This is a genomic window from Streptomyces sp. NBC_00258 (assembly GCF_036182465.1).
Classification (GTDB): domain Bacteria; phylum Actinomycetota; class Actinomycetes; order Streptomycetales; family Streptomycetaceae; genus Streptomyces.
This window is the reverse complement of record NZ_CP108081.1, coordinates 7,148,694-7,173,715: the sequence shown is the minus strand read 5'-3', so window position 1 is coordinate 7,173,715 and position 25,022 is coordinate 7,148,694. Positions and strand designations below refer to the sequence as shown.

Below are 25,022 nucleotides of genomic sequence, written 5' to 3'. Positions count from 1 at the left end.
GTGCGCTACTTCGCCGCGTTGGCCGCCTTCACCAGCGCGTCCTTGGTGACCGCGCCCGCGTAGACCTTGCCGTCGTCCGTGATGAGCGCGTTGACCAGGCGGGTCGAGAAGACCGTGCCCGAGCCGAACTTGCCGGTCACGTGGTCGCCCAGCGAGTCGAGGAAGCGGCCCGCGTCACCCGCGCCGGAGGACTCCGACGGCATGCCCTCGCCGCCGGTGTCGAACTGGGCTATCGAGCTCCAGCCCTCACCGATGACGTTCAGACCCTGGAACTCCTTGCCCAGGTCCTCGCCGCCCTTGGGCTGCGCCCGGTCCGTCCTGCCCTCGGCCTTCGCCTCGTCGCCCTCGGTGACCTTCGTGCCCTTGGGCGGGCTGAAGTCGAAGGTGGACGCGGCCGGCTTGGAGAAGTCGACCTTGGTGAAGCCCGCGTCGATGACGGCCGCGCCGCCGCTCGCCGGGGTCAGCGTGAACTTCAGGGGCAGACCGGTCTTCGAGTCCACCGCGATGGAGATCGCGCCGACCGTCGAACCGGATGCCTTGGGCTTGATCAGCAGCTTGTAGGCGTCGCGGCCCGCGACCTGCGCCGTACCGTCGACGGTCACGGACGTCGTGTCGTCGGCCGCCTTCAGCACCTCGTCGGCCAGTTCCTTGGGCGTGGCCGGCACGTCCTCGGACTTGCCCTTCGTCCCCTTCTCGGCGGCGCCGGAGGAGTCCTTCATGTGGTACGCCTCGTTGGACGCGCTGTCGTACGCCCACACCTCGTCGCCGTTGTGGATCACGCTGTATTCGGCGGCCTTGTCGAGCAGTGAGAGCTTCTGCTTGTCCTCGCCGTCGGACGCGACCCGCAACGTGTGCGTACCGGACGCCAGTTCAAGCAGCTTGGACGACGGGTCCGCGGAGGAACCCGACTCCTCACGCCCGCCCACTCCGCCGCCGAGGCTGCTCCCCAGGCCACCGAGGTTCGGCAGGCCGAGGTCCGTGCTGATCTTCACCGTGCCGGACAGCTGCTGTACGTCCGACGCCGCGATCTTCTCGATGAGCTGCTGGGCGGTGATGTCCGGCAGGTCCGGGTCTCCGGAACCGGCGAACGCCGGGACCAGCCCGATGGTCGCAGCCGCCACCCCCAGCACCGCGACGGGGACGACGTACCGAGCGGCTTTACGTCGGCCGGTGCGCAGGTCCTCGTTCGTGTTGTCGTCGGATTCGTACGGTGCCATGTGTGCCCTACCTCCGTTGTCGGCGGCTGATGCACTCGTCCATCCCTGGCCGCCATTGTCACCCGAACTCCTGTGAAGTGGTGTGTCCAATCTGACCAAATCGGCCGGCGGAAAGCGTCAGACCTCGGAGCCAACTCCGCGTACACCTGCGGTATGACATGGGTGGACGGCGCCTCCCCCGACCCGTAGGGGTCGTGCGGGGAAGACGCCGTCCGTGTATCTCGCCGGAGCGGGGTGAAACCCTTTCAGATCCGGGTGGATGGCTTCCGGATCCGGCGGATCAGCCGGTGGTCAGTGGGCTGTTCACCGGTTCACGAACACGTAGTCCGCCCCGTACGGCACTCCCACGATCTTGCCGACCTTGCAGGAACCGGCCGGAGCCACCCCGCCCACGGTGTTCAGCCGCAGGATCTCCGCGGTGCCCGCGAGCAGCCCCCGGTGCTTGCCGGACTGCGTGGCCCTGAGGTCCAGTTCGGGGATGTTCCTGTCGCCGTTCGGGGTCTTGGAGATCAGCGCGCCGGTGACCGCGCTGCGGTCGGCCGCGATCCACTGCGGAGTACCCGAGTTGGGCTTCACGAACGAGTGCGCGATGGGTCCGCCGAGCACGGCGAGCACGTCACGCTGGGCGAAGGACGTGGTGCCGTCGGCCGCCCTCTTGCACTCGTAGATCTGCTTGCCCTTGATGACGGACGCCTGGAAGTTGTTCAGCGCGTGCCGGAAGTCGAACTTCGTCGTGACCTTGTGGAGCTGGCCGCGGACGGCTCCGCCCGGGAACTCGGCGGTGTGCAGATTGGCGTAGAAGCTGCCCGGGTCGGCCTTCAGCTGCCCGAGCAGGGCGGCGTCCTCGACCTTGACCGTGCCGGTGACCGTGCGGCCCCTGGCGTTGTCCAGCAGCTTGGTGAAGTCGACCTTGATACCGCCGTTGACCCCCTTGGCGCCCTGGTGGATGTGGAGCAGGGTCGGCTTGCCGGTGCCGCGCCACTTGACGGCGACGGACACCTTGTCCCCCTTGACCTTGACGAACTCGAGCGCGGCGCCGTCCTTGTCACCGACGGCGGGACCGCCCTGCACCGGCACCTCGTTGGCGCCGTTCAGGCTCGCGGCGAGGATGGTGCCGCCGCTGCCGCCGGCGAGAGCGCCGCTCTGTACCTCGATGGACTGGTCCCCGTGCCCCGAGTGGCCCGCGCTCGCGCTCGAACCCTTGCCGGCGCTCCCGCTGTCGGCGACCGCCGGGATGACGGCGGCGGCGACTCCGGCCGCGGTGGCCACCGCGACGCCGGTCATGACGAGGTTCCTACGACGCTGTGCGAACGTAACGATCGTCCCCATGATTCTTTTTTCTCCCCGTAGTTCCGCTGACACCCCCTGCGTCAGCTTCTGTGCATGAACTACGGAACGGATCCTAGATTGGACTCATTCCAAGGAAGTGACCTGCATCACACACAAAAGGGATCTTGGAGAAAATTCCGAGGGGATCTTGGAGAGAACGGGGAGACGCGCAGGTCAGCCCGCCCGGTGCACCACCGCGTCGCACAGCTCCACCAGCGCCGCCTTCGCGTCGCACTCGGGGAGCGGAGCCAGCGTGGCGCGGGCGTCCTCCGCGTACCGCACGGTGTCGCGGCGGGCCAGGTCCAGGGCGGGGTGCACCCGCAGCCTCGCCAGCGCCTCGGCGTGCCGCGCGTCGTCGGACAGGTCCGAGGCGAGCAGCTCCGACAGTGCGATGTCCTCGGCGAGCCCCAGCCGCTCCACGCGCTCGCGCAGCCGCAGCACGGGCATCGTCGGAATGCCCTCGCGCAGGTCGGTGCCCGGCGTCTTGCCGGACTCGTGCGAGTCGCTGGCGATGTCCAGCACGTCGTCGGCGAGCTGGAAGGCGACGCCGAGCCGCTCGCCGTACTGCGTCAGCACGTCGACGACCGTCTCGTCGGCGCCCGACATCATCGCGCCGAATCGTCCCGCCACGGCGATCAGCGAGCCGGTCTTGCCGCTGAGCACGTCCATGTAGTGGTCGATCGGGTCGCGCCCGTCGCGCGGGCCCGCCGTCTCCAGGATCTGGCCGGTGACCAGCCGCTCGAACGCCTCCGCCTGGATGCGTACGGCCTCGGGGCCGAGGTCGGCCAGTATGTGCGAGGCCCGCGCGAAGAGGAAGTCGCCGGTGAGGACCGCGACCGAGTTGCCCCAGCGGCTGTTGGCGCTGGGCACTCCGCGGCGCACGTCCGCCTCGTCCATCACGTCGTCGTGGTAGAGCGTGGCGAGGTGGGTCAGCTCGACGACCACGGCCGAGGGCACGACACCCGGCGCGTACGGGTCACCGAACTGCGCGGCGAGCGTCACGAGCAGCGGCCGGAACCGCTTGCCGCCCGCGCGCACGAGGTGCTGCGCGGCCTCCGTGATGAACGGGACCTCGCTCTTGGTGGCCTCGAGCAGTCCCTCCTCGACAGCCGCCAATCCGGCCTGGACATCGGCTTCGAGAGCCTGGTCCCGCACGCTCAGCCCGAACGGCCCGACGACGGTCACGAGGGTCTCCTGTCTGCTGACGCTCTCAACGGCGGTCTCTGGATGCTCTGGGTGTGCTGGGCCTGCTGGGTACTACAGGTGCTGCGGATGCTGTGGGTGTTTGTCGATGTGTCGCTGCAGGCACTCAAGTCAGCGTATCCGGTCGTCTTTCGATCACAGTGAGCGCCCGCCCGTCACCTGCCACCACCCTGCCTGACACGCTCCACCTGCCCCCTTTTGCCCCCCACTCCCAGCCGGGCGGTATCCGATCACGGAAGGTATGTTCTTGATCTGCCGATACGACTGATAGATCCGATACGGACGACACTTGCGATACGTCCTGAAAGCGAGCCATTTTTCAGGAAGTGATGCTCCTTGTCCCGCGACACGATCGAGTCCGACCCCGATCCCGACGGCCCGCCCTCGGAGCCCGCCGACGACCACGCCTTCTTCGGCCAGCCCAGGGGCCTGCTCACCCTCTCGGGCCTGGAGGTGTGGGAGCGGTTCTCGTTCCTGGGGATGCAGGCGATCCTCGTCCTGTACTTCGCGGACACGGTGGCCCACGGCGGCATGGGCATGTCCGCCGGAACGGCCGCATCCGTCTCGGCCGCGTACGGAACGCTGGTCTATCTGGTCTCGGTGGCCGGCGGCTGGCTGGCCGACCGCATCCTCGGCTCGTACCGGGCGGTCCTGTGGGGCGGTGTCCTGATCGCCTGCGGCCACTACGCGATGGCGGTGCCCACCGCGGCCATGACCTGGGCGGGACTCGGCCTGATCAGCGCGGGCACGGGCCTGCTGAAGCCGAACGTCGCCACCATGGTCGGCAAGCTCTACCGCACCGACGACGACCGCCGCGACGCCGGTTTCGCCGTGTACTACATGGCGATCAACATCGGCGCCTTCGCGGGTCCGCTGATCACCGGCTGGCTCGGCGACCACCAGGGCTGGCACTGGGGCTTCTCGGCGGCCGCGGTCGGCATGACCCTCGGTCTGATCCAGTACGTCGCGGGCCGCCGTCACCTGGCCGGACGCAGGAACACGGCGGAATTCGCGCTGCCGCCGGCGTCCATGCGCAGGGCCGTCCGCCTGATCGTCCTCGGCCTGCTGGCGGTGGCCGTCCTCGCGGTCCTGCTGGCCGCCGCCGGATGGCTGACCATGGGCCGGTTCGTGGACCTGCTGACCCTGATCTCGGTGATCGCGCCGGTGGTCTACTTCGCGGTGATGTTCAGGAGCCCCCGGGTGACTCCCGGGGAACGGGGCCGGCTGCGCCCGTACATCGTGCTGTTCCTGGCCTCCACGGTCTTCAACTTCATCCTCTTCCAGGCGTACTCGACGATGATGCTGCTGGCCGCGTCGAACGCCGAGACGACGATCCTCGGCTTCGACTTCCCCGCCAGCTGGTACGCGTCCGCCCTGGGCGCCTTCGAGGTGGCGCTCGCCCCGGTCGTGGCCGCGCTGTGGGTAAGGATGGGGCACAGCCAGCCGCACGCCTCCAACAAGATCGCGTTCGGAGTGGTGCTGGGAGGCCTGTCCTTCCTCCTGATGGTGCTGCCGACCTCCGGCCACGCCGGCGACGACTACCTGATGTCGGCCTGGTGGATCGTCGGCTCGTACCTCCTGCTGGGGCTCGGCGACATCCTCCTGGAGACCTCCGGCATGTCGGCCACCACCAAGTTCGCCCCGCGCGCCTTCTCCAGTCAGACGATGTCCCTCTGGTTCCTCTCGCTGGCCCTCGCCAACGGCATCCAGGCCCAGACCGTGAAGCTCTACGACGACGTCTCCAAGCCCGCCTACTTCGGCGTCAACGGCGCGATCGCGGTCGCCGCGGGCCTGCTCGTGATCGCCGCCGCGCCCTGGCTGCGCCGCACGATGCACCCGGTCCACTGAGACCCCACAGGCCCTGGAGGTCACCGCCATGCGCATCCGTACGTCCTTCCCCTACGAGACGACTCACGAGGACCTCCGCGTTCCCCTCCCGGACGGAACCAAGCTCTACGCGCGCGTGTGGCGCCCGCTCACCGACGAACCCGTACCGGCCCTGCTCGAATACCTGCCCTACCGACTGACCGACTGGACGGCCCCGCGCGACTGGCAGCGCCACCCCTGGTACGCGGGGCACGGCTATGCCTCCGTACGTGTGGACATCCGTGGGCACGGCAACTCCGAGGGCATGCCCGGCGACGAGTACTCCGCGACCGAGCTGGCCGACGGGGTCGAGGTCGTCAACTGGCTCGCCGCCCAGCCCTGGTGCTCCGGCAGGGTCGGCATGTTCGGCATCTCCTGGGGCGGCTTCAACTCCCTCCAGATCGCCGCCCTCGCCCCCGAACCGCTCAAGGCGGTCGTCACGGTCTGCTCGACGGACGACCGGTATGACAACGACGTGCACTACATGGGTGGTTCCGTACTCGCCGTCGACATGCACGCGTGGGCGGCGACCATGCTCGCGTTCGTCTCCCGCCCTCCGGACCCGGTGTACGCGGGCGAGGTCTGGCACGACCTGTGGGTCAAACGGCTGGAGACCGTCGATCCGTTCCTGCACACCTGGCTGGCGCACCAGACGAGGGACGACCACTGGCGCCGCGGCAGCGTGTGCGAGGACTACTCCGCGATCCGGGCGGCGGTGCTCACGGTCGGCGGCTGGCACGACCCGTACCGGGACACGGTCCTGCGCCTGGTGGAACACCTCCCGGCGGACCGCGTACGGGGGATCGTCGGGCCGTGGTCGCACCAGTACCCCGACCGGGGGCTGCCGCCCGGCCCGGCGATCGGCTTCCTCCAGGAGACGCTGCGCTGGTGGGACCACTGGCTCAAGGGCGCGGAGACCGGGATCATGTCCGAGCCGCTCCTGCGCTCGTACGTCAGCGACTCCCACCCGCCCGCGACGGTGTACCCGACGCTGCCGGGCCGCTGGGTGGGCGATCCGGCCTGGCCCTCTCCCCTGGTGGCCCGGGAGACGTACGCGCTCAGGGGTGAGCCCGTGGTGGTGCGGTCCCCTCAGCACACCGGGGTGGACGCGGGACGCTTCTTCCCCTTCGGCAACGACGCGGACCTGCCGCCCGACCAGCGGGACGAGGACGCGAGGTCGGCGTGCTTCGACTTCGAGGTCCCGGAGGAGATCTGGGTACTGGGCCGCCCGCGCGTGCGCCTGAGGCTCACCACGGACGCGACGCGAGGACAAGTAGTGGCCCGAATCTGCGACGTGGCCCCCGACGGCTCCTCGACCCTCGTCACCCGAGGCGTCCTGAACCTGTCAGCCCGCCATGGCCGTGACCAGGTGGCTCCCTGGAAACCGGGCTCTACGGAGGATGTGGTTCTCGACCTGAACGCCATCGGCCACGCCTTCCCTCCGGGCCATCGCGTCCGTCTCGCCGTCTCCTCCGCGTACTGGCCGTGGATCTGGCCCCAGCCCGGTTCGGAGGCGGGCTTCACGCTCACCCCTTCGGGGAGCGCGCTGGAACTCCCGCTCCGCGCGCAGGAGTCGGACCCTTCCATCTCCTTCGAGGAACCGGAGCAGGCGGAGCCCATGGGGGTCAACTTCCCCGCGACACTGGACGAGCCGCGCCCCGAGCGTCTCGTCGTCCGCGATGTCGCCAAGGGCGAGTGGCGCCTGGAGGTGGACCCGCGCTACGGAGGCACCCGTGTGTATCCCGACGGCCTCGAATTCACCGAGGAGGCCCTGGACACGTACACGATCGTCGAGTCGGACCCCCTGTCGGCCCGCGCCCGCTCGGACTGGTTCGTCCGTCTGCACCGACCGGACCTGCCGTGGGACGCGAGCGTCGAGTCGCACTCCGAAACCACCTGCGACGAGGCGGACTTCATCACCTCGAACGAGGTGATCTGCAAGGACGGCGACGAGGTGGTGTTCCACCGCACCTGGGAGAAAAGGATTCCGCGGACCGCGGGGTGAACTCGTACGCTCCCCGCATGACGGCGAAGGCGTACGTGGGCCACACGATCGCAATCACGCGTGTAGGTCCCACGACCGCAAACGCGTATGTAGGGACCCCATGACCGCGTACGCCTATGTGGGCCCCGAAGACATATGGGAAGCCGTCCGGCCCGGCGGGGGCGGCGCCCGGATCCGGACCCCGGCCGACCTCGACGCCTTCCTGTCCGCCCGCCCCGCCGACGAACTCGCCGAGCCGTTCACCTTCGTCGTCGACGCCTCCATGACCCTGCGCCTGGCTCCACGCCGCTCCGAGCACGTGGCCTGCGCGGACGGGAAACCGGTGCGCGCCGCCGGGGAGTTGGGCTTCACGCGGACCGCGTCCGGCTGGGCGGTCACGTACGCGAGCAACCAGTCCACCGGCTACTGCCCCGACCCCGAGTCATGGCGATCGCTCGCGGCGGCCCTCACCCGCGTGGGCGTCGACCGCGCCGGCACCCACACCGGCGGCTACACCCACCCGATCACCTACCGCCGCTGCCCGTCCTGCGCCGAGTGGAACTCCGTGCAGGAGGCCCATTTCGTCTGCGCCCTCTGCGACGCCGACCTCCCGGCCGACCACCGCACCGGCCCGACGGACCTCGCGCTCCTCACCGACGAGGAGGGCAACTCGGTCAGGATCACGGTCCTCGGCCGGCACCCGCTGATGGCGGCGGGCCTCGCGGCCGAGATCGTCGTGGAGACGCCTTTCGTCCGTGGCCGCCTCGAACTCGCGCTGTGGCGCCGCCGACTTGAGGCCTGGGGACGCGCCCTGGACGCCGCATCGCACCGCGGCGAGGACATCGCATGGATGACGGTGGAACAAGGACCGTCGATTTCCATTCGGCTCACGGGAGAACGGGATTGCCCCGAGGTGATCGTGGAGGACGACACGATTTCCATGGCCACCGTGTGCGTACCCGTCGATCTTCCCCGGAACTGGATCGACGGCCACCGGCAGAAACTGCGTGACGTACTGACCCTCTGGAACCCGGAAGACTGAACTCTCCGGAACCTCGAAGAGCAGCGAGAACGTTTCTGGACAAGTGGTCCCTTATGCCGACTGGGCGGACATCCAGGCTCCGCCCGACTTGCCCGTATTACGCACTGGACGCACTTAATTCCCCACCTGTGCCAGTGAATTGGGTCACGTCCGCCCAGGACCGCCGATTTGCCGAGTCGGTCGATTCACCTTTGCTCAAAGCAAGTTGAACTTCACCTTCCGAATGGATCAAGAATTCCCATCCGTCCCGAACAGGCAAATGGCATCTCCATGTGAATTCTGGGCTTGTTCACGGCATGTGCTCTCGCATACGTTCACGTCACTCCGGATGGACCGCCTAATCCTGCCGCCGCCCGGAGATCCCAGCCATCCATTCACTCGCGTACGGCAGGAGCGGGGGACCCAGGTAGGCCGCCGGTCCGGATTCCGGAACGGCTAGGGGTGAAGCCGCGTGCAGCATGCGGCCGGGCAGCTCCCGCCCGAACCCGACAGCTCACCTCGCAGGCGTCGGAGAGGAAACGCGCCATGGCCGCACGAGGCAAGCACCGCCGCCCCCGAATCAACACCCTCACACGTGGCATCGTCGCCGCGGGAACCGGCGGAGCCGCGCTCGCGCTCCCCATCGTCGGGGCGACCGGCGCCCACGCCGCACAGCCGGCACAGGCCGCGCAGGTCGCATCGGCCGCGGTCCCGCAGGTCTCGCTCGTCACGTACAAGGTGGTCGCGGGCGACACCCTGACCAAGATCGCCAAGAAGCACTCCACGAGCGGCGGCTGGCAGAACCTTTACAAGGCCAACCGCGCGGTCATCGGCGACGACCCGGCGGTCATCCGCCCGGGCCTCAAGCTGACAGTCGGCACGAAAAACGCCCAAACCTTGGCAAAGACGGCCACTGCGACCAAGTCGTCCACCGCGTCCGCCGTCACCCCCGCCGCCGCGAAGACGTACTCGAACGACCTCGACGGCTGGATCAGGGAATCGCTGGACATCATGGCCCAGCAGGGCATCCCGGGGTCGTACGACGGCATCTACCGCAACATCATGCGTGAGTCGTCGGGCAACCCGCAGGCCATGAACAACTGGGACTCCAACGCCGCGGCCGGTACGCCGTCGAAGGGGCTCCTCCAGACCATCGACCCGACCTTCAACGCCTACCACGTGGCCGGCACCTCGATGGACCCCTTCGACCCGGTCGCCAACATCACGGCGGCGTGCAACTACGCCGCCGCGAGGTACGGCTCGATCGACAACGTCTTCGGGGCCTACTGAGCGGGCCGGCACCGGGCGATCCGGTATCGGGCGATCCGGTATCGGGCGATCCGGTATCGGGCGATCCGGTATCGGGCGATCCGGTATCGGGCGGGCCCACGGCGAGGGAACCAATCTCTCCGCGGGCCCGCCGAGGTTTTCTCCTGGCGGAGAGCTAGACCCGCGAGCCGAAGAGCCGTTCCAGCACCACCGCGATGCCGTCCTCCTCGTTCGACAGGGTCACCTCGTCGGCCACCGCCTGGAGTTCGGGGTGGGCGTTGGCCATCGCGACGCCGTGGGCCGCCCAGTCGAACATCGGGATGTCGTTGGGCATGTCACCGAAAGCGATCGTGGTGGCGGGAGTGAGGCCGAGGTGTTCGGCCGCCAGGGCGAGACCCGTCGCCTTGGTCACGCCACATGGCTGGAGTTCGACTGTGCCGGGGCCGGACATCGTGACCGTGGCGAGGGAACCGACCGCTCCGCGGGCCGCGGACGCCAACTCGTCGTCGGACAGCAGGGGATGGCGCAGCAGCACCTTGCTGATGGGTTCCGTCCAGAGGTCGTCGCGACGCAGGACGCGTACCGCGGGGAGCGTCGGGTGCGGCATCTCGTACCCCGGCTCGATGAGCGTGAGTCCGTCGACCCCGTCCTGGTCGACCGCGGCGTACACGTCCCCGACCTCCGCCTCGATCTTGCCTAGCGCCGTCTCGGCCAGCTCGCGGTCGAGGGTGACCGACCAGACCATGCGCTCGGCGCCGGCGTCGTACAACTGCGCCCCCTGACCGCACACAGCCAGTCCCCGGCTGCCCAGTTCGTCCAGCAGGGGGCGTACGCGCGGTGCCGGGCGCCCCGTCACCACGAGGTGCCTGGCACCTCTCCCGATTGCCATCGCCAGCGCGGCGCGTGACCGGTCCGAAAGGGTGTCGTCGCCTCGCAACAACGTCCCGTCCAGGTCAGTGGCGATGAGTGAATATGCAATCGGTGCGGCCATGATCAGAGAATACGGATCGAACGCCCCAACGACTCGACGGGAACCGGACGTCGTCCGGTATCTCGTCAGGCACAGGGGTCCCCGCCAGCACCATCCGTCCGCCGCCCGGAGGCAAATCGCAGGCGAAGGGGAGCAGTTGACCATGTCCGGACTGCTCCCGCACCCCCGGTCAACCGGCCCGTCGCCCGCCCCCGGGCCCCGCGTCCCCGTGCCCGGCCTCATCCCCTAGTCGTGGCTCGCGCCCGAACTTCGCGCCGCTCGGCGGCTTCAGCGACGCGTTGATGCGTACGCGCACGAACCGGAGGTTTCGTTCAGCCGCGCGCCCCCGCCAGATGCCGGACCAACCTCGGTGAGGCGAACTCCGTCCCGCACACGAACCGCATCACCGGCCCGTACGAAGCCGCCGCCGGCAGCCCCGTGAAGTACAGCCCTGGTACTGAGGACCTGAACCTGGCTCCCAGCTTCGGTGTCCCCCGGCTCACCGCCAGTTCCGTACGCAGTTCGTGCCCGAGGAAGTCCATCGCGGCGAGGTCGACGCGGTATCCGGTCGCGGCGACGACGTGATCCGCCGCGAGCTCCTCGACGCGTCCGTCGAGGGTCTGGACGGCGAGGGCCGGGTGGCCGCCCACCGATCCGGAGCGGACGATCCGCGACACCTCGCTCACCTGCACCTTCCCCTCGAACCGCTCCCGCAGCCACCAGGCGCCGAGTGGGCCGAGCACACGTCGGACGAGGAAGTGCCGGGCCTGCGGGGGCAGATTGCGGTACTGGTGGGGGTAGTAGCTGAGCGCCCACAGCGACCAGGCCCGGCCGAAGGGCGACTCGGGGCGCAGCCGCGGCTGCGTCCAGGGGGGCGCGCCGAAGGCGACCGATCCCTTGCCGCGCGCCACCACGCGCACCTGCGCGCCTGCCTCCGCCGCGAGCGCCGCCGTCTCCAGGGCGGACTGGCCCGCGCCCACGACGATCAGCTCCCTGCCGGAGAACCTGGACAGGTCGTGGAGCTGTGAGCTGTGCGAGACGGGCCCCGTGGGGGTCGGTCCGTCGGGCGCGGCCGCGGCCAGCTCCGGCGGCAGATGCGCCAGCCCGGACAGCCCGGTCGCGACGACGACCGCCCGCGCGGTGAACAACTCCCCGGAGTCCAGCTTGAGTTCAAAACCCCCAGGGCCTGGCCGATCGCCTCCCGGGCCACCCCGTTGACCGCCTTGCCCGGCATCCCCGTGATCGCCGCGCCGGTCGACCGAGACGACCCGCACCCGCTCCAGGTCCGGCACGAGCTTCTGCTGGAACCACTCCCCGTACGCGACGAACGTCTCGACCGGGACGATGTCCTCGTCCGTGACGAGTCGGCGGATGCCAGCCGCGTCGCAGTAGTCGACGAGGTCGTGCCCGCGCTGCGGGGCGTCGATGTTCGAGGCGGCCGGGGTCGACTTGAGAAGCATCCCCTCAGGCATGTGCGCACGCCAGCTCACCATGGGCTCACCGAACACCCGTACCGGAATGCCGCGCGCTCGCAGATGCGCGGCGGTGGACAGGCCGAAGGGCCCGGCACCGATCACTGCCACCGGCTCCATCACGAAGTCCCCTCCCCAGGACGCTGTTTCGTCACTTCGTGGTCGACACAACATGTGCTGTGTACTGCTGGCTCGTCGTACTGCCGGCTCGCCCGTACTGCCCGCTCGCCCGTACTGCCGGTTTCGTGGCCGGACAGGCGCTCGGCCCACGCTCGGACGGGCCTCTACCCCGTGCTCGGACGGGTGCTCGCGCGGTTGGTCCGCCACAGCTGGTACATGTGCTTCACTCCGGGCCGCACGAAGCGCGCGAGCATGGTGAAGAACGGCCGCAGGTCGTCCGCCGCCAGCCACGCCAGCTCCGTGCCGCTCGCGCGGGCGGGAGCGTGCGGTGTCGTGTAGCCGCTCCGGCGGTATGCGAGCAGGGCGGGCAGGTCGATGTTCTCCACGATGTAGTGCCGGCCCGCGAGCTGTTCCCCCTCCGGAACGGTGCGGCCGGTCAGATCCAGATGCATGGCACGGACGACGTCGATCCCCGACTCGTTCTCGAAGAGCCGGAACTGCGCGCCCATCCGCGGGTTGAAGTCGAGCAGTTTGTACCGGCCGTCGCGCCGGTCGAAGCGCAGGTCGAGGTCGATGACACCGCTGAAGCCGATCTGTTTGATGAAACGCGCGGCGATGTCCGCGAGTTCAGGATTGTCGACCACGTACGCGTTCGCCGTCATCCCCGCGTGCGGCGGCCAGGAGCGGACCTTGACGCCGGTGAACATCGCGAGCGGCGTCGAGTCCGCGTCGAAGTACGCGTGCACGATCCAGTCCTCGGCGTCCTCCCTGGGCAGATACTCCTGGAGGATCACCCCGGGGTGCTCGCCCCAGTCACGCGCCAGCGCGAGCAGCCTCTCGCGGGTCTCGACACGGGTCGTCCCGTTCACGGCCGGTCGCACGCGGCGCACGAAGGCCTCACGGTTCTTGGCCACGAGCGGGAATGCCGCCTTCGCCGCGAAGTCCTCGATCTCCTCGTAGGACTCCGGGCAGACGGACTCCGGGCTGGGTATGCCGTGCTCCAGGCAGAGTTCGTGCAGGCCCTGCTTGCTGGCGAGCCGGCGCGGAAGCCCGGCCTCCACTCTGGGAAACAGGAAGCGGTCCGCGAGGTCCGCCTGGTGTTCGGCGATCAGCACCGCGGCCTCCTCGTCGGTCGGGATCAGCACGGTGGGCCGGCCGATCCGGCGCCCGACGCGCAGCAGTCCCTCGACGAGCCGCTCCGGCCGCTCCGTCCCCGTGGTCGGCCAGACGAACGCCTGCCTCAGGTGCCGCGAGGCCGCGGCGGGCGTGTACCGGTCCTCCGTGATCGCGTACATCGGTACGCCCAGGCGTCCGAGGCTGCGGATCGCGCCCACTCCGCCGTGGTGCAGCGGGTAGTCGCCGAACTTCACGATCAGGCCCGGAACTTCCCGGTCCGCGCCGAACGGCACGCCTGTGAAACGTCTGGCCACGGGTCCCCCCACGTGTCCCCCTCCACCGGACCCGGACCCACCCCGTCCGCGCCCCCCGAAAGGACGCTAAGCCGGAATCAACTACTCCGACCCCGCCCTTAATCGGACATTGCGAACTCTTTAGACACTGCCCAAGAGCGGCAACTCCCCCGTAACGTGTGCTGCACCCACACGGAAAGCGAGGCAGCACCCGATGCCCCCCTTCGATGTCACCGAGGGCGATCCCTTCGGCCCGCACAATCTTCCGTACGGCGTGTTCTCCCTTGGCGGGTCCGACAGCGGGCCCGTCAGTGGCTCCGACAGCGACTCCGGCAGCGGCTCCGGCCGGCGGAGCGTGGGCGTCCGGCTGGGCGACCACGTGCTGGACGCGGGGGCGGCGGCCGTGGAACTCGGCTCCCCGTACGCCGCTCTGCTCGCCCGCCCCTCGCTGAACCCTCTGCTCGCGGCCGGCCGCACGGCATGGTCGGACGTGCGGCGCGCGATCACGGCGTGGGTAACGGTGCCGTCCCACCGCGAAACGATCGCGCCCCTGCTGCACCCGCTCTCCGAGGTGACGCTCCACCTCCCCTTCGAGGTCGCCGACTACGTCGACTTCTACGCCTCCGAGAACCACGCCCGTAACGTCGGCCAGATCTTCCGCCCCGACGCCGAGGACTCCCTCACCCCCAACTGGAAGCATCTGCCGATCGGTTACCACGGCAGGTCGGGCACCGTCGTGGTCTCCGGGACCGAGGTCGTACGCCCCTCGGGCCAGCGCAAGGCCCCGGCCGACCCGGCACCGGTCTTCGGGCCGTCCGTCCGGCTCGACATCGAGGCGGAGGTCGGCTTCGTGGTCGGCACGCCTTCGCCGATGGGCACGGCCGTCCCGCTGAGCGGCTTCCGCGACCACGTCTTCGGGCTCTGCCTCCTCAACGACTGGTCCGCCCGCGACCTCCAGGCCTGGGAGTACGTCCCCCTCGGCCCGTTCCTCGGCAAGTCCTTTGCCACGTCGGTGTCTGCCTGGATCACCCCGCTCGACGCCCTGGACGACGCCCGGGTCGCGCCCCCGACGCGTACGCATCCGCTGCTGCCGTATCTGGACGACGCCGACGACGCCGCGGAGGACCCCGGCGGCTACGACCTGCGCATCTCCGTCGCCGTCAACGGCCATGTCGTCTCCGAGCCTCCCTTCTCGACCATGTACTGGACGGCCGCCCAGCAGCTGGCCCACATGACGGTGAACGGCGCGTCGCTGCGCACGGGCGACCTGTACGGGTCGGGCACCGTGAGCGGGGCCTCGGACAACCAGCGGGGCTCCCTCCTGGAACTGACCTGGAACGGGCGCGACACCCTCGAACTGCCGGATGGCAAGCGGACGTTCCTGGAGGACGGGGACACGGTGACGCTGACCGCGTGGGCTCCCGGGCCGCACGGCACACGGGTGGGCCTCGGCGAGGTGAGCGGGCGCATCGCGGCGAGCGCGTAGCGTCCGCCCGCGGGCGCGTCCGGCTGCGGGCCTGCCCTGCCTGGCCGGGGCGGCCTTTCCGGTAGGGCGCGTCGGCGTTGGCGTTCGCTGACGCGGGTTATTCGGCTCTGCGGGTCGGTGGGGGCTTGTCGCGCAGTCCCCCGCGCCCCTCAAGGGCGCCCCTGCCGAGGCGGCCCGTTACGAGGGGGGCACGCCCCCAGGCACGTGCCCTCCCCGGCGGCACCCGCAGTGGCAGATCTTGCCGCACCCCCGAAGAACCCGCAGGTCAGCCGCTCGACCGGCGGAGCCACTGGTGGCGCAACACTCCGGCAACACCACATCCCGTGCCCCGTCGGTATGGTCCGTCGCATGCCCACCGAACGCATCCGTGACCACGCCGGCCAGGGCGCGACCACCGTCGCCGCCCACCGACGGCGGCTGCGCGCGGACCGGGCCAGGCAACTCGCCGACCTGCTGCGCCACCAGGTGCTGGCGGGAGGCTTCCCGGACGGCACACTGCCGCACGAGGCGGCCATCGGCGCCGACTACCGGGCCTCGCGCAACACCGTGCGCCAGGCCCTGGACCTGCTGCGGGCCGAGGGCCTCGTGGAACGGCTGCCCGGCGTCGGCACGGTCGTCGTCGCCGAGAAGTACCCGCACGGACTCGACCGGCTGATGGGACTCGCGGAGACCCTGCGCGAACACGGCCGGGTCAGCAACGAGGTCCGCTCGGTCGGCCCCGTCGCCGCACCCGCCCCGGTCGCCGAGCGGCTGCGTGTGCCCGTCGGCGCCGACGTCCTCTACATCGAGCGGCTGCGACGGCTGAACGGCCTCCCGCTCTCCCTCGACCTCACCTACATCCCACTCGACCTCGGCACCGACCTGCTCGGCGCCGATCTGGAGAACACCGACGTCTTCCGCCTCCTGGAAGGCATCACCGGACAGCCGCTCGGGCACGCCGAGATCACCCTGGAGGCCGTCAACGCCGACGCGCACTCCGCGACGGTTCTGCAGGCCCCGCGCGGCTCGGCCGTCCTGATGCTGGAGCGCCTCACTCATCTCGCCGACGGCCGCCCCGTCGACCTGGAGTTCATCCGCTTCCGCGGCGACCGCATCACGATGAGCGGTCTGCTGCGCCGCTCGCTCTGACCGCCCCGCCCCCTTTCCCGTATCAGCGGGACATCCCTGGAGACAGCCATGCCCTTGGCGCCCCAGCGGGCCGACGTGCCCGTGACCATCGACGAGTCGAAGTGCATCGACGGCTGCACCCTCTGTGTGGACATGTGCCCGCTGGACTCCCTCGCCATCGACGAGAGCAACGGCAAGGCCTATATGCACGTCGACGAGTGCTGGTACTGCGGCCCGTGCGCGGCCCGCTGCCCCACCGGAGCCGTGACGGTCAACATGCCCTATCTGCTCCGGTGAGAGGCGCGGACTCCCATGAAACACACGGCCCCTGAACGAACAGCCCTTGAACGGGCAGCTCTGAAACGCGTCGCCCTGAAACGCACGGCGGTCGCCACGGTCGCGGTCGCCGTCCTGCTCCCCCTGACCGGCTGCGGCGGTGACGCCGAGGCCGGCTCCGGCTCCACGGTCACCGTCACGGTCGGCTACCAGTCCAAGACCATCAACACGGTCACGGCGGGCACCCTCCTCCGCTCCCTCGGCTCCTTCGAGAAGCAGCTGAACGCGCTGGGCGACGGCGTCACCTACAAGGTGAACTGGCAGGACTACGCGACCGGCGCCCCCATCACCGCGCAGATGACCGCCGGAAAGATCGACATCGGCTCGATGGGCGACTTCCCGCTGCTGATCAACGCGGCCCGCGGCAAGCAGCTGGGCCGCCCCACCCGCCTCGTCTCCGTCACCGGCTACAACCTGCGCGGCGGCCTCAACACCATTGTCACCGCGCCGGATTCGAAGCTCGACTCCCTCAAGGACCTGCGCGGCAAGAAGGTGTCGACGAGCATCGGCTCGGCGGCCGACGGCACTCTCGTACGGGCCCTGCAGCGCGCCGGGATCGAGCCGGACAAGGGCATCGAGAAGCTCAACCAGCAGCCCGCGGTGGGTGCTTCGGCTCTCTCGGCGGGCAGCACCGACGCGCTCTCGCAGTTCGTCGCATGGCCCGGCCTGCTCGCTTTCCAGGGCAGGGCGAAGGTGCTGTACGACGGTGCCGAGCTGAACCTGCCGACCTTCCACGGGGTCACCGCCCGCGAGGACTTCGCGAAGAAGCGCCCCGCCGTGCTGGAGGCGTTCCTCAAGGCCCAGGCGGAGGCGACTGACTACCTCCACGACCATCCGGTGGCCGCGGCGGAGAAGGTCGCGAAGGCAACCGGGCTGCCCGCCGAGGTCGTGTACCTCTACAACGGCGCGCACGGCATCGCCACCTTCGACCCGGCGATCAAGCCGAAGCTGGTCTCCGCCCTCAAGAAGGACGTCTCGATCCTGAAGTCGGCGAAGCTGACCGGGGACGTGGACGTGGACTCCTTCGTCGACGACCAGTACGTCAGGAAGGCCCTCGGCCCGGACTACGCCGAGCGCCTGGCCTCGACGCCCGCACCGGCCGCGAGCGAGGTGTGGCCCAAGGGCGCCACCGAGACCCGCGCCTTCAAGTCGCCCGCCGAGCTGCTGGGTTACGTCGCGCAGCACAAGGACGGGATCCGCGCGGCCTACGTCCCCGACGCCACCACCGGCACCCTGTGGTTCGCCGACAAGGCGGTATGGGTGGCCGACGGCGATGACCTGCTGCCCTTCGTCGCCCCGGAGACCGCGAAGGCGTACGCCGTCGATCACGCGGGCGCCCGCGTGATCACGTACGCCGACGCCCTGGAGCGGGCGTCGTGACCCGGTACGTACTGAAGGCGGCCTCACTGGCGGCCGCCCTCGGTCTGTGGCAGCTGCTGACCAGCCTGAACGTCGACCTGTGGCTGCGCTTCTCGCAGTTCCCCACGGTCGCCGACGTGGCCCACGCCTTCGCCGACCGGGTGAGCGGCCCCGACTACTGGACCGACCTCACCGACAGCCTCACCCGGATCCTCACCGGCTTCCTGCTCGCGGCCGTCCTGGGCGTGGCCACGGGCGGGCTCGTGGCCCGCTCCCGCCTCGCCGAGGACCTGCTCGGCCCGCTGTTGGAGGTCGTCCGCCCGATCCCGGCGATCGCCCTGGTCCCCGTCGCGATCCTCCTGTTCCCCTCCAACGAACAGGGCATCGTCTTCATCACCTTCACGGCCGCCTACTTCCCGGTCCTGGTCTCCACCCGGCACGCGGTCCGCGCGCTGACCCCCGCCTGGGAGGAGGCCGTACGCACGATGGGCGGCGGCCGGTGGCGGATCCTCGGCTCGGTCGTCCTGCCGGGCGCCCTGCCGGGCATCTTCGGCGGCCTGTCGGTCGGCATCGGCGTCTCGTGGATCTGTGTCATCTCCGCCGAGATGATCTCCGGCCAATACGGCGTCGGCTACCGCACCTGGCAGGACTACACGGTCGTCGACTACCCCGGCGTCTTCGTCGGCATGGTCACCATCGGAGTGCTGGGCTGGCTCACCTCCACGGCCGTGGAACTCCTGGGCCGCCGGCTGACCCGCTGGCTCCCGCGCACGTCGTACGTCCCCGCGGCACGCACCAGGACACCGAAGCGCCCTCCGCGGGCCGGCTCCGCCCCCACCGCCGTCCGCACCGAGGAGGCGCGCGATGAGCACCTCGTCTGAGACCCGGACATCCGCCGGGACGACGGCGGCACGGGCACCCGCGCCCGTACGCGGCACCCGGCTCACCCTCAGCGCCGCCACGCTGGGCCGGCCGGACGCCTCCGCGCTGGCCGACGTCGACCTGGATGTCACCCCGGGCGAGATCCTCACCGTCGTCGGCCCTTCGGGCTGCGGCAAGTCGACGCTGCTGCGCACGCTCGCCGGGCTGCTGCCCGTCCTGGCCGGGACGGTGGAGCAGGACGGCCGACGGATCGAAGGACCGGCGGCGGATCGCGCCCTGGTCTTCCAGGAGGACGCCCTGCTCCCCTGGCGCACCCTGCGCGCCAACGTCGAACTGCCCCTGGCCATCCAGGGACTGCCGCGCGGCGAACGCAGAAGGCAGGCCGAGTCCTGGCTCGACCGGGTCGGACTCGCCGACCGGTCGACGCAGTTGCCGCACCGCGTCTCCGGGGGCCAGCGCCAGCGCGCGCAGTTGGCCCGTGCGCTCGCCCCGCGCCCGCGCGCCGTCCTGATGGACGAGCCCTTCGGTGCCCTCGACGCCCAGACCCGGGCCGGCATGCAGGACCTGCTGGTGGAGGTGCTGCACGGTACGGGGGCGACCGTCGTCTTCGTCACCCACGACGTGGACGAGGCCCTGTTCCTCGGCGACCGCGTGGCGCTCCTCGGGTCCGGCCGGCTCACGGCGGTGCGCGAGGTGCCACGGCCACGCGACCGTACGGCGCACGACGACCCCGCACGCGTGGCTCTGCGGCGCGAAGTCCTCACTTCTCTCAGCACGTGAAAGGCACCCTGGTGGACACCCCGGACACCCGCGACACCCGTGGCTCCCTCTTGGAGATCCCCGCCCTCGGTGACGCCGAGGAGATCTCCTGCGACGTCCTCGTCATCGGCGGCGGCACGGCCGGCACCATGGCGGCGCTGACCGCCGCCGAGCACGGGGCCGACGTACTGCTGCTGGAGAAGGCGCACGTCCGGCACTCCGGCGCGCTCGCCATGGGCATGGACGGCGTCAACAACGCGGTCATCCCCGGCCGCGCCGAGCCCGACGACTACGTCGCCGAGATCACCCGTGCCAACGACGGCATCGTCGACCAGTCCACCGTCCGCCAGACCGCCACCCGCGGCTTCGCGATGGTCCAGCGCCTCGAGTCGTACGGCGTGAAGTTCGAGAAGGACGAGCACGGCGAGTACGCGGTCCGCCAGGTCCACCGGTCCGGCTCCTACGTGCTGCCGATGCCCGAGGGCAAGGACGTCAAGAAGGTCCTCTACCGGCAGCTGCGGCGGCGCGAGATGCGCGAACGGATCCGCATCGAGAACCGGGTGATGCCGGTGCGCGTGCTGACGTCCCCCGAGGACGGGCGCGCCATCGGGGCGGCCGGCTTCAACACCCGCACGGGCCGGTTCGTGACGGTCCGCGCGGGCAGCGTGATCCTCGCGACCGGCGCCTGCGGCCGCCTCGGCCTGCCCGCCTCGGGCTACCTCTACGGGACCTACGAGAACCCCACCAACGCCGGTGACGGCTACGCCATGGCCTACCACGCGGGCGCCGAGCTCACCGGCATCGAGTGCTTCCAGATCAACCCGCTGATCAAGGACTACAACGGCCCCGCCTGCGCCTATGTCGCCAACCCCTTCGGCGGCTACCAGGTCAACCGGCACGGCGAGCGCTTCGTCGACTCCGACTACTGGTCGGGCCAGATGATGGCGGAGTTCGCCGCGGAGGTGGCGAGCGACCGGGGCCCGGTGTACCTGAAACTGAGCCACCTTCCCGAGGAGTCCATCTCGGCCCTGGAGTCGATCCTGCACTCCACCGAGCGGCCCACCCGCGGCACCTTCCACGCCGGTCGCGGTCACGACTACCGCACCCACGACGTCGAGATGCACATCTCCGAGATCGGCCTGTGCGGCGGCCACTCGGCCTCCGGCGTACGGGTCGACGACCACGCCCGTACGACCGTGCCGCGGCTGTACGCCGCCGGGGACCTGGCGTGCGTCCCGCACAACTACATGATCGGCGCGTTCGTCTTCGGTGACCTCGCGGGGGCGGACGCGGCCCAGTACCGCGCCCACGAGGGCGAGTTGCCCCAGGAGCAGCTGCGCGAGGCGCACGAGTTGGTCTACCGCCCGCTGCGCAACCCGGAGGGGCCGCCCCAGACCCAGGTCGAGTACAAGCTCCGGCGCCTCGTGAACGACTACGTGGCGCCCCCCAAGACCGGTGCCCGGCTGTCGCTCGCCGTCGAGTCCTTCGAGCGGATGCGCGACGACATCTCCACGATGGGCGGGCGCACTCCGCACGAGCTGATGCGGTGCGCCGAGGTCACCTTCATCCGCGACTGCGCGGAGATGGCGGCCCGCGCCTCGCTGGCCCGCACGGAGTCCCGCTGGGGCCTCTACCACGACCGCACGGACCATCCCGCGCGCGACGACGTCTCCTGGTTCCACCACCTCGACCTGCACAAGTCCCCCTCTGGTTCGATGGAGTTCACGGCTCGTCCCGTGGCTCCCTACGCCGTCCCCGTCGACGGCTTCGACGCGACCGGCGGCCCCTCCCGGCACCTCGGCGAGGTCCACCCGGAGGGCGTGGCCACGGCGGGCGCACGGGACGCGGCTCCTGTGGCCGCGCGGCCGTCCACCGCCGTGGCCGGGAGCACCGGTCCCGACGGCACCAGCGACGGAGCCGGCAGCGACAGCTCCCGCAGGGACGCCTCACCACGGCTGCTCGAACTCCTCGCCCTCGCCGAGGAGGAGCCCGAACTCTCCCTAGTCCGGCCCTACTTGACCGACCCCGAGCCCTCCGTCCGGCGAGCGGCCGTCAGCGTGCTCACCGAGACCACGCCCACCGGAACCGGTCCGGCGCTGGCCGCCGCACTCGCCGACACCGACGCTGCCGTACGCGCCGCCGCGGCGGCTTCGTTGCGCGAACTCGTCGAGACGCTCACGCCGGAACCGGCCCTGCGCGACCCGCTGACACACGCCCTCGCACAGCCCGACCGCGTCGTCCGCGCCGCCGCCCTCGATGTCCTGCGTGCCCTGCGGCTGGGCGACGCCGGCCTCTTCGCCCGCTCACTGGGCGATCCTGATATCTCCGTCCGTATCGAAGCGGTCCGGGCACTGGTCTCCGTCGACGCGGCCGACGAACTGGTCCGGGCGGCGGACGACGCGTCCCGCGAGGTCCGGGTGACCGTGGCGAAGGCGTTGGCGACGGTGGGCGCGGACGCCGACCGCCGGAAGGTGGCTGTCGCGGCGGCCGCGACGGGCGCGGGCGCCGCTCCGGCTCCGGCTCCGGACGCCAAGGCCGCCGACGCCGTGCTCGGCGCCCTCGACCGCCTCACCGAGGACTCCGACGCCCTGGTCCGCGGCGCCGCCTTCGCGTCGCTGGCCGGCACGGGGTGCCCAGCGCCGCTGGCCGAACGCGCCGTCCGTGCTCAGGCCGATCCCGCGTGGCAGGTCCGGGCCGGCGCCGCCACCGCGCTGTCCGCGGCTGACGCCGAGGTGGCCGTGCCTTCCCTCGCCAAGACCCTGGGCGACCCGAACGCGGACGTCCGGAAGGCCGCGGTCCTCGCACTCGTCCGGCACACGCAGCCAACGGAGTTCGGCGAGCAGGGCGAACTCTTGGAAGGCGGGACAGCCGGGGACGCTTCGCTCGCCTCCACCTCGACTGCCGTCGCCGCAGCCCGCGAGGCCCTCTCCACGGCAGCGACCGACTCCGACGCCGACGTCAGGGCCTACGCGTCACGCGCTCTGTGACACGCACGCGGTGCCCTGCGCCCCGCGAACGCCACCCAGACTGAAGAGCTGGGACGCAGCCCCGCTCTTCAGGGGCGCGGGGAACTGCGCGACCAGCCCCCACCGACCCGCAGCTACACCCAGTCCTCCGGCTCCGGCTCCGCTTCCATCTCGGGCCAGTACAACCCGGGGTCGCCGTCGCTCCGACGTGCCGGAACCGACCTCTCGCCGCTCCCCGAATCCTCCGCTCGCCCAGCACCAGAGCCGGAGCCGGAGTCAGAACCGGATTCGGAGCCAGAGCTGGAGCTGGAACCGGAGGGCCGCTCCAGGGAAGCGAGCACCCCGATCACACCCTCCCCGTACGTCACGAGCTTCTTCTCGCCGATCCCGCTGATCCCGCCCAGCTCCGCGACGGAGGCGGGCCACACCGTGGCGATCTCCCGCAGCGTGGCGTCGTGGAAGATGACGTACGCCGGGACGCCCTGCTCCTTGGCCTGACCGGCACGCCAGGCGCGCAGGGCCTCGAAGGCGGGGAGCAGCTCCGGAGAGAGCTCGGCCGCCGCTGCTGCCGCCTTGGCCTTGCGCTCGCTCCGACCGGAACCGGACGAGGAGGACGAGGAACGGGAAGCCACCGGCTTCGGCGGCTCCTTGCGCAGCGGCACCTCCCGCTCGCGCCGCAGCACGGTCCCGCTCGCCTCGGTCAGCACCAGCGTGCCGTACTCGCCCTCGACCGCGAGGAGCCCCTGGGCCAGCAACTGCCGGACGACACCGCGCCATTCGCCCTCGGCCAGATCCTCACCGATGCCGAACACGGACAGCTGGTCGTGGTCGAACTGGATGACCTTGGCGCTCCTGCGCCCGAGCAGGATGTCGACGATCTGGAGCGCCCCGAACTTCTGCCCCCGCTCACGCTGCAGCCGCACCACGGTGGACAGCACCTTCTGGGCCGCGACCGTGCCGTCCCAGGTCTCGGGCGGGAGCAGGCACGTGTCGCAGTTCCCGCAGGCCGGAGCCTCCGGGTCCTGGCCGAAGTAGGCGAGCAGCTGGCCGCGCCGGCACTGGGCGGTCTCGCACAGCGCGAGCATCGCCTCAAGATGCGCGGCCGCCCGGCGCCGGAACGCCTCGTCGCCCTCGCTCGACTGGATCATCTTGCGCTGCTGTATGACGTCGTTCAGGCCGTAGGCCATCCATGCCGTGGACGGCAGTCCGTCGCGGCCGGCGCGGCCCGTCTCCTGGTAATAGCCCTCGACCGACTTCGGCAGGTCGAGGTGGGCGACGAACCGGACGTCCGGCTTGTCGATGCCCATGCCGAAGGCGATGGTCGCGCACACCACCAGGCCGTCCTCGCGCAGGAACCGCGACTGGTGGGCGGCGCGCGTGCCGGAGTCCAGACCCGCGTGGTACGGCACCGCCGCGATGCCGTTGCGGGCGAGGAACTCGGCCGTCTTCTCGACCGAGTTGCGCGACAGGCAGTAGACGATGCCCGCGTCGCCCGCGTGCTCCTCCTTGAGGAAGGACAGGAGCTGCTTCTTCGGGTCGGCCTTCGGCACGATCCGGTACTGGATGTTGGGCCGGTCGAAGCTCGCCACGAAGTGACGGGCGTCCGGCATGCCCAGGCGCTGGGTGATCTCCTTGTGCGTGGCGTCCGTTGCCGTGGCGGTCAGCGCGATCCGCGGTACGTCCGGCCAGCGCTCGCCCAGCAGGGAGAGCGACAGGTAGTCGGGGCGGAAGTCGTGGCCCCACTGCGACACGCAGTGCGCCTCGTCGATCGCGAAGACGGAGATCTTTCCGCGCTTGAGGAGGTCGAGCGTGGACTCCAGCCGCAGCCGCTCGGGCGCGAGGTAGATCAGGTCGAGCTCGCCCGCGAGGAACTCTGCCTCGACGGTGCGCCGCTCGTCGAAGTCCTGCGTGGAGTTCATGAACCCGGCGCGCACGCCGAGCGCCCGCAGCGCGTCCACCTGGTCCTGCATCAGCGCGATGAGGGGTGAGACCACCACGCCCGTGCCTGGTCTGACCAGGGCCGGAATCTGGTAGCAGAGCGACTTTCCGCCGCCCGTGGGCATGAGGACGACCGCGTCCCCGCCGCTCACCACATGCTCGATGACGGCTTCCTGCTCGCCTCGGAAGGTCTCGTAACCGAAGACCCGGTGGAGCGTGCCGAGCGCTTCGCTCTCCGCCACCTCTGTCATCACACCCGTCCCGCCCATCGTCCCGTCCCCCGTACGTCGTGCCTCGACCGCTGCCTCCACGATAGGGGTCCGCACCGA

18 protein-coding genes and 1 riboswitch are annotated in these 25,022 nt (G+C 70.5%); of the genes, 11 read left to right on the top strand and 7 right to left on the bottom strand.

What is annotated here, in order from left to right; genetic code table 11:
- Positions 1-5 precede the first annotated feature (5 nt).
- From OG718_RS31955 to OG718_RS31945, 3 genes are all read right to left on the bottom strand, one after another.
- Positions 6-1,217: a LolA family protein gene (locus OG718_RS31955; protein WP_328845819.1), complete on the bottom strand. Its 1,212-nt coding sequence runs from the start codon at positions 1,215-1,217 to the stop codon at positions 6-8.
- Between the two features lie 303 nt (positions 1,218-1,520).
- Entirely contained in the window at positions 1,521-2,546 is a 1,026-nt protein-coding gene (locus OG718_RS31950; RefSeq protein WP_143643537.1) for a CHRD domain-containing protein, read from the bottom strand.
- Positions 2,547-2,720: 174 nt separating this feature from the next.
- Positions 2,721-3,731 (bottom strand): polyprenyl synthetase family protein, encoded by a 1,011-nt coding sequence (locus OG718_RS31945; RefSeq protein WP_143643536.1) that lies wholly within the window; start codon positions 3,729-3,731, stop codon positions 2,721-2,723.
- A 354-nt stretch (positions 3,732-4,085) separates the two neighbouring features.
- Between OG718_RS31945 and OG718_RS31940 the strand changes: the two genes are divergently transcribed.
- The 4 genes from OG718_RS31940 (at position 4,086) to OG718_RS31925 (ending at position 9,910) form a co-directional block, all read left to right on the top strand.
- On the top strand, positions 4,086-5,597 hold the full coding sequence (locus tag OG718_RS31940) for a peptide MFS transporter (protein WP_328845818.1): 1,512 nt from the start codon (positions 4,086-4,088) through the stop codon (positions 5,595-5,597).
- Between the two features lie 28 nt (positions 5,598-5,625).
- Complete coding sequence (locus OG718_RS31935; protein WP_328845817.1) at positions 5,626-7,620, top strand: CocE/NonD family hydrolase; 1,995 nt, start codon at positions 5,626-5,628, stop codon at positions 7,618-7,620.
- A 100-nt stretch (positions 7,621-7,720) separates the two neighbouring features.
- The gene (locus tag OG718_RS31930) at positions 7,721-8,641 is read left to right on the top strand and encodes a DUF5959 family protein (RefSeq protein WP_328845816.1); all 921 of its coding nucleotides are present in this window, start codon (positions 7,721-7,723) and stop codon (positions 8,639-8,641) included.
- A gap of 369 nt (positions 8,642-9,010) precedes the next feature.
- Positions 9,011-9,163: riboswitch (cyclic di-AMP (ydaO/yuaA leader) on the top strand.
- 3 nt (positions 9,164-9,166) lie between these two features.
- Positions 9,167-9,910 carry a transglycosylase SLT domain-containing protein gene (locus tag OG718_RS31925; RefSeq protein ID WP_328845815.1) on the top strand — a complete coding sequence of 248 codons (744 nt, stop codon included), beginning with the start codon at positions 9,167-9,169 and terminating at the stop codon, positions 9,908-9,910.
- 154 nt (positions 9,911-10,064) lie between these two features.
- Here the strand turns inward: OG718_RS31925 and OG718_RS31920 are convergent, their stop codons facing one another.
- From OG718_RS31920 to OG718_RS31910, 3 genes are all read right to left on the bottom strand, one after another.
- The gene (locus tag OG718_RS31920) at positions 10,065-10,880 is read right to left on the bottom strand and encodes an HAD family hydrolase (protein ID WP_328845814.1); all 816 of its coding nucleotides are present in this window, start codon (positions 10,878-10,880) and stop codon (positions 10,065-10,067) included.
- A 311-nt stretch (positions 10,881-11,191) separates the two neighbouring features.
- Positions 11,192-12,454, bottom strand: coding sequence for an FAD-dependent oxidoreductase (locus OG718_RS31915; protein ID WP_328845813.1), 1,263 nt, complete (start codon positions 12,452-12,454; stop codon positions 11,192-11,194).
- Between the two features lie 161 nt (positions 12,455-12,615).
- Entirely contained in the window at positions 12,616-13,860 is a 1,245-nt protein-coding gene (locus OG718_RS31910) for a carboxylate--amine ligase (protein WP_373466392.1), read from the bottom strand.
- A gap of 214 nt (positions 13,861-14,074) precedes the next feature.
- Between OG718_RS31910 and fahA the strand changes: the two genes are divergently transcribed.
- The 7 genes from fahA (at position 14,075) to OG718_RS31875 (ending at position 22,776) form a co-directional block, all read left to right on the top strand.
- Positions 14,075-15,346, top strand: a complete 1,272-nt coding sequence (gene fahA, locus OG718_RS31905; RefSeq protein ID WP_328845812.1) for a fumarylacetoacetase — start codon at positions 14,075-14,077, stop codon at positions 15,344-15,346.
- 348 nt (positions 15,347-15,694) lie between these two features.
- On the top strand, positions 15,695-16,474 hold the full coding sequence (locus OG718_RS31900) for a GntR family transcriptional regulator (RefSeq protein ID WP_186001493.1): 780 nt from the start codon (positions 15,695-15,697) through the stop codon (positions 16,472-16,474).
- Positions 16,475-16,522: 48 nt separating this feature from the next.
- Complete coding sequence (locus OG718_RS31895) at positions 16,523-16,750, top strand: 4Fe-4S dicluster domain-containing protein (protein WP_010986276.1); 228 nt, start codon at positions 16,523-16,525, stop codon at positions 16,748-16,750.
- Between the two features lie 75 nt (positions 16,751-16,825).
- Positions 16,826-18,169: an ABC transporter substrate-binding protein gene (locus OG718_RS31890; RefSeq protein WP_328847870.1), complete on the top strand. Its 1,344-nt coding sequence runs from the start codon at positions 16,826-16,828 to the stop codon at positions 18,167-18,169.
- Positions 18,166-19,029 carry an ABC transporter permease gene (locus tag OG718_RS31885; RefSeq protein ID WP_328845811.1) on the top strand — a complete coding sequence of 288 codons (864 nt, stop codon included), beginning with the start codon at positions 18,166-18,168 and terminating at the stop codon, positions 19,027-19,029. Before OG718_RS31890 ends, OG718_RS31885 begins: the two co-directional genes overlap by 4 nt.
- Complete coding sequence (locus OG718_RS31880) at positions 19,013-19,810, top strand: ABC transporter ATP-binding protein (protein WP_143643528.1); 798 nt, start codon at positions 19,013-19,015, stop codon at positions 19,808-19,810. Before OG718_RS31885 ends, OG718_RS31880 begins: the two co-directional genes overlap by 17 nt.
- Positions 19,807-22,776: a fumarate reductase/succinate dehydrogenase flavoprotein subunit gene (locus OG718_RS31875; RefSeq protein ID WP_328845810.1), complete on the top strand. Its 2,970-nt coding sequence runs from the start codon at positions 19,807-19,809 to the stop codon at positions 22,774-22,776. Before OG718_RS31880 ends, OG718_RS31875 begins: the two co-directional genes overlap by 4 nt.
- 113 nt (positions 22,777-22,889) lie before the next feature.
- Here the strand turns inward: OG718_RS31875 and recQ are convergent, their stop codons facing one another.
- Positions 22,890-24,962 (bottom strand): DNA helicase RecQ, encoded by a 2,073-nt coding sequence (gene recQ, locus OG718_RS31870; protein ID WP_328847869.1) that lies wholly within the window; start codon positions 24,960-24,962, stop codon positions 22,890-22,892.
- Between the last annotated feature and the right edge of the window lie 60 nt (positions 24,963-25,022).

What these genes read in the sequence shown, in the direction of transcription:
- OG718_RS31955 (WP_328845819.1), bottom strand. Translation starts at nt 1,217, where the DNA reads ATGGCACCGTACGAATCCGACGACAACACGAACGAGGACCTGCGCACC.
- OG718_RS31950 (WP_143643537.1), bottom strand. Translation starts at nt 2,546, where the DNA reads ATGGGGACGATCGTTACGTTCGCACAGCGTCGTAGGAACCTCGTCATG.
- OG718_RS31935 (WP_328845817.1), top strand. Translation starts at nt 5,626, where the DNA reads ATGCGCATCCGTACGTCCTTCCCCTACGAGACGACTCACGAGGACCTC.
- OG718_RS31930 (WP_328845816.1), top strand. Translation starts at nt 7,721, where the DNA reads ATGACCGCGTACGCCTATGTGGGCCCCGAAGACATATGGGAAGCCGTC.
- OG718_RS31925 (WP_328845815.1), top strand. Translation starts at nt 9,167, where the DNA reads ATGGCCGCACGAGGCAAGCACCGCCGCCCCCGAATCAACACCCTCACA.
- OG718_RS31920 (WP_328845814.1), bottom strand. Translation starts at nt 10,880, where the DNA reads ATGGCCGCACCGATTGCATATTCACTCATCGCCACTGACCTGGACGGG.
- fahA (WP_328845812.1), top strand. Translation starts at nt 14,075, where the DNA reads ATGCCCCCCTTCGATGTCACCGAGGGCGATCCCTTCGGCCCGCACAAT.
- OG718_RS31900 (WP_186001493.1), top strand. Translation starts at nt 15,695, where the DNA reads ATGCCCACCGAACGCATCCGTGACCACGCCGGCCAGGGCGCGACCACC.
- OG718_RS31895 (WP_010986276.1), top strand. Translation starts at nt 16,523, where the DNA reads ATGCCCTTGGCGCCCCAGCGGGCCGACGTGCCCGTGACCATCGACGAG.
- OG718_RS31880 (WP_143643528.1), top strand. Translation starts at nt 19,013, where the DNA reads ATGAGCACCTCGTCTGAGACCCGGACATCCGCCGGGACGACGGCGGCA.
- recQ (WP_328847869.1), bottom strand. Translation starts at nt 24,962, where the DNA reads ATGGGCGGGACGGGTGTGATGACAGAGGTGGCGGAGAGCGAAGCGCTC.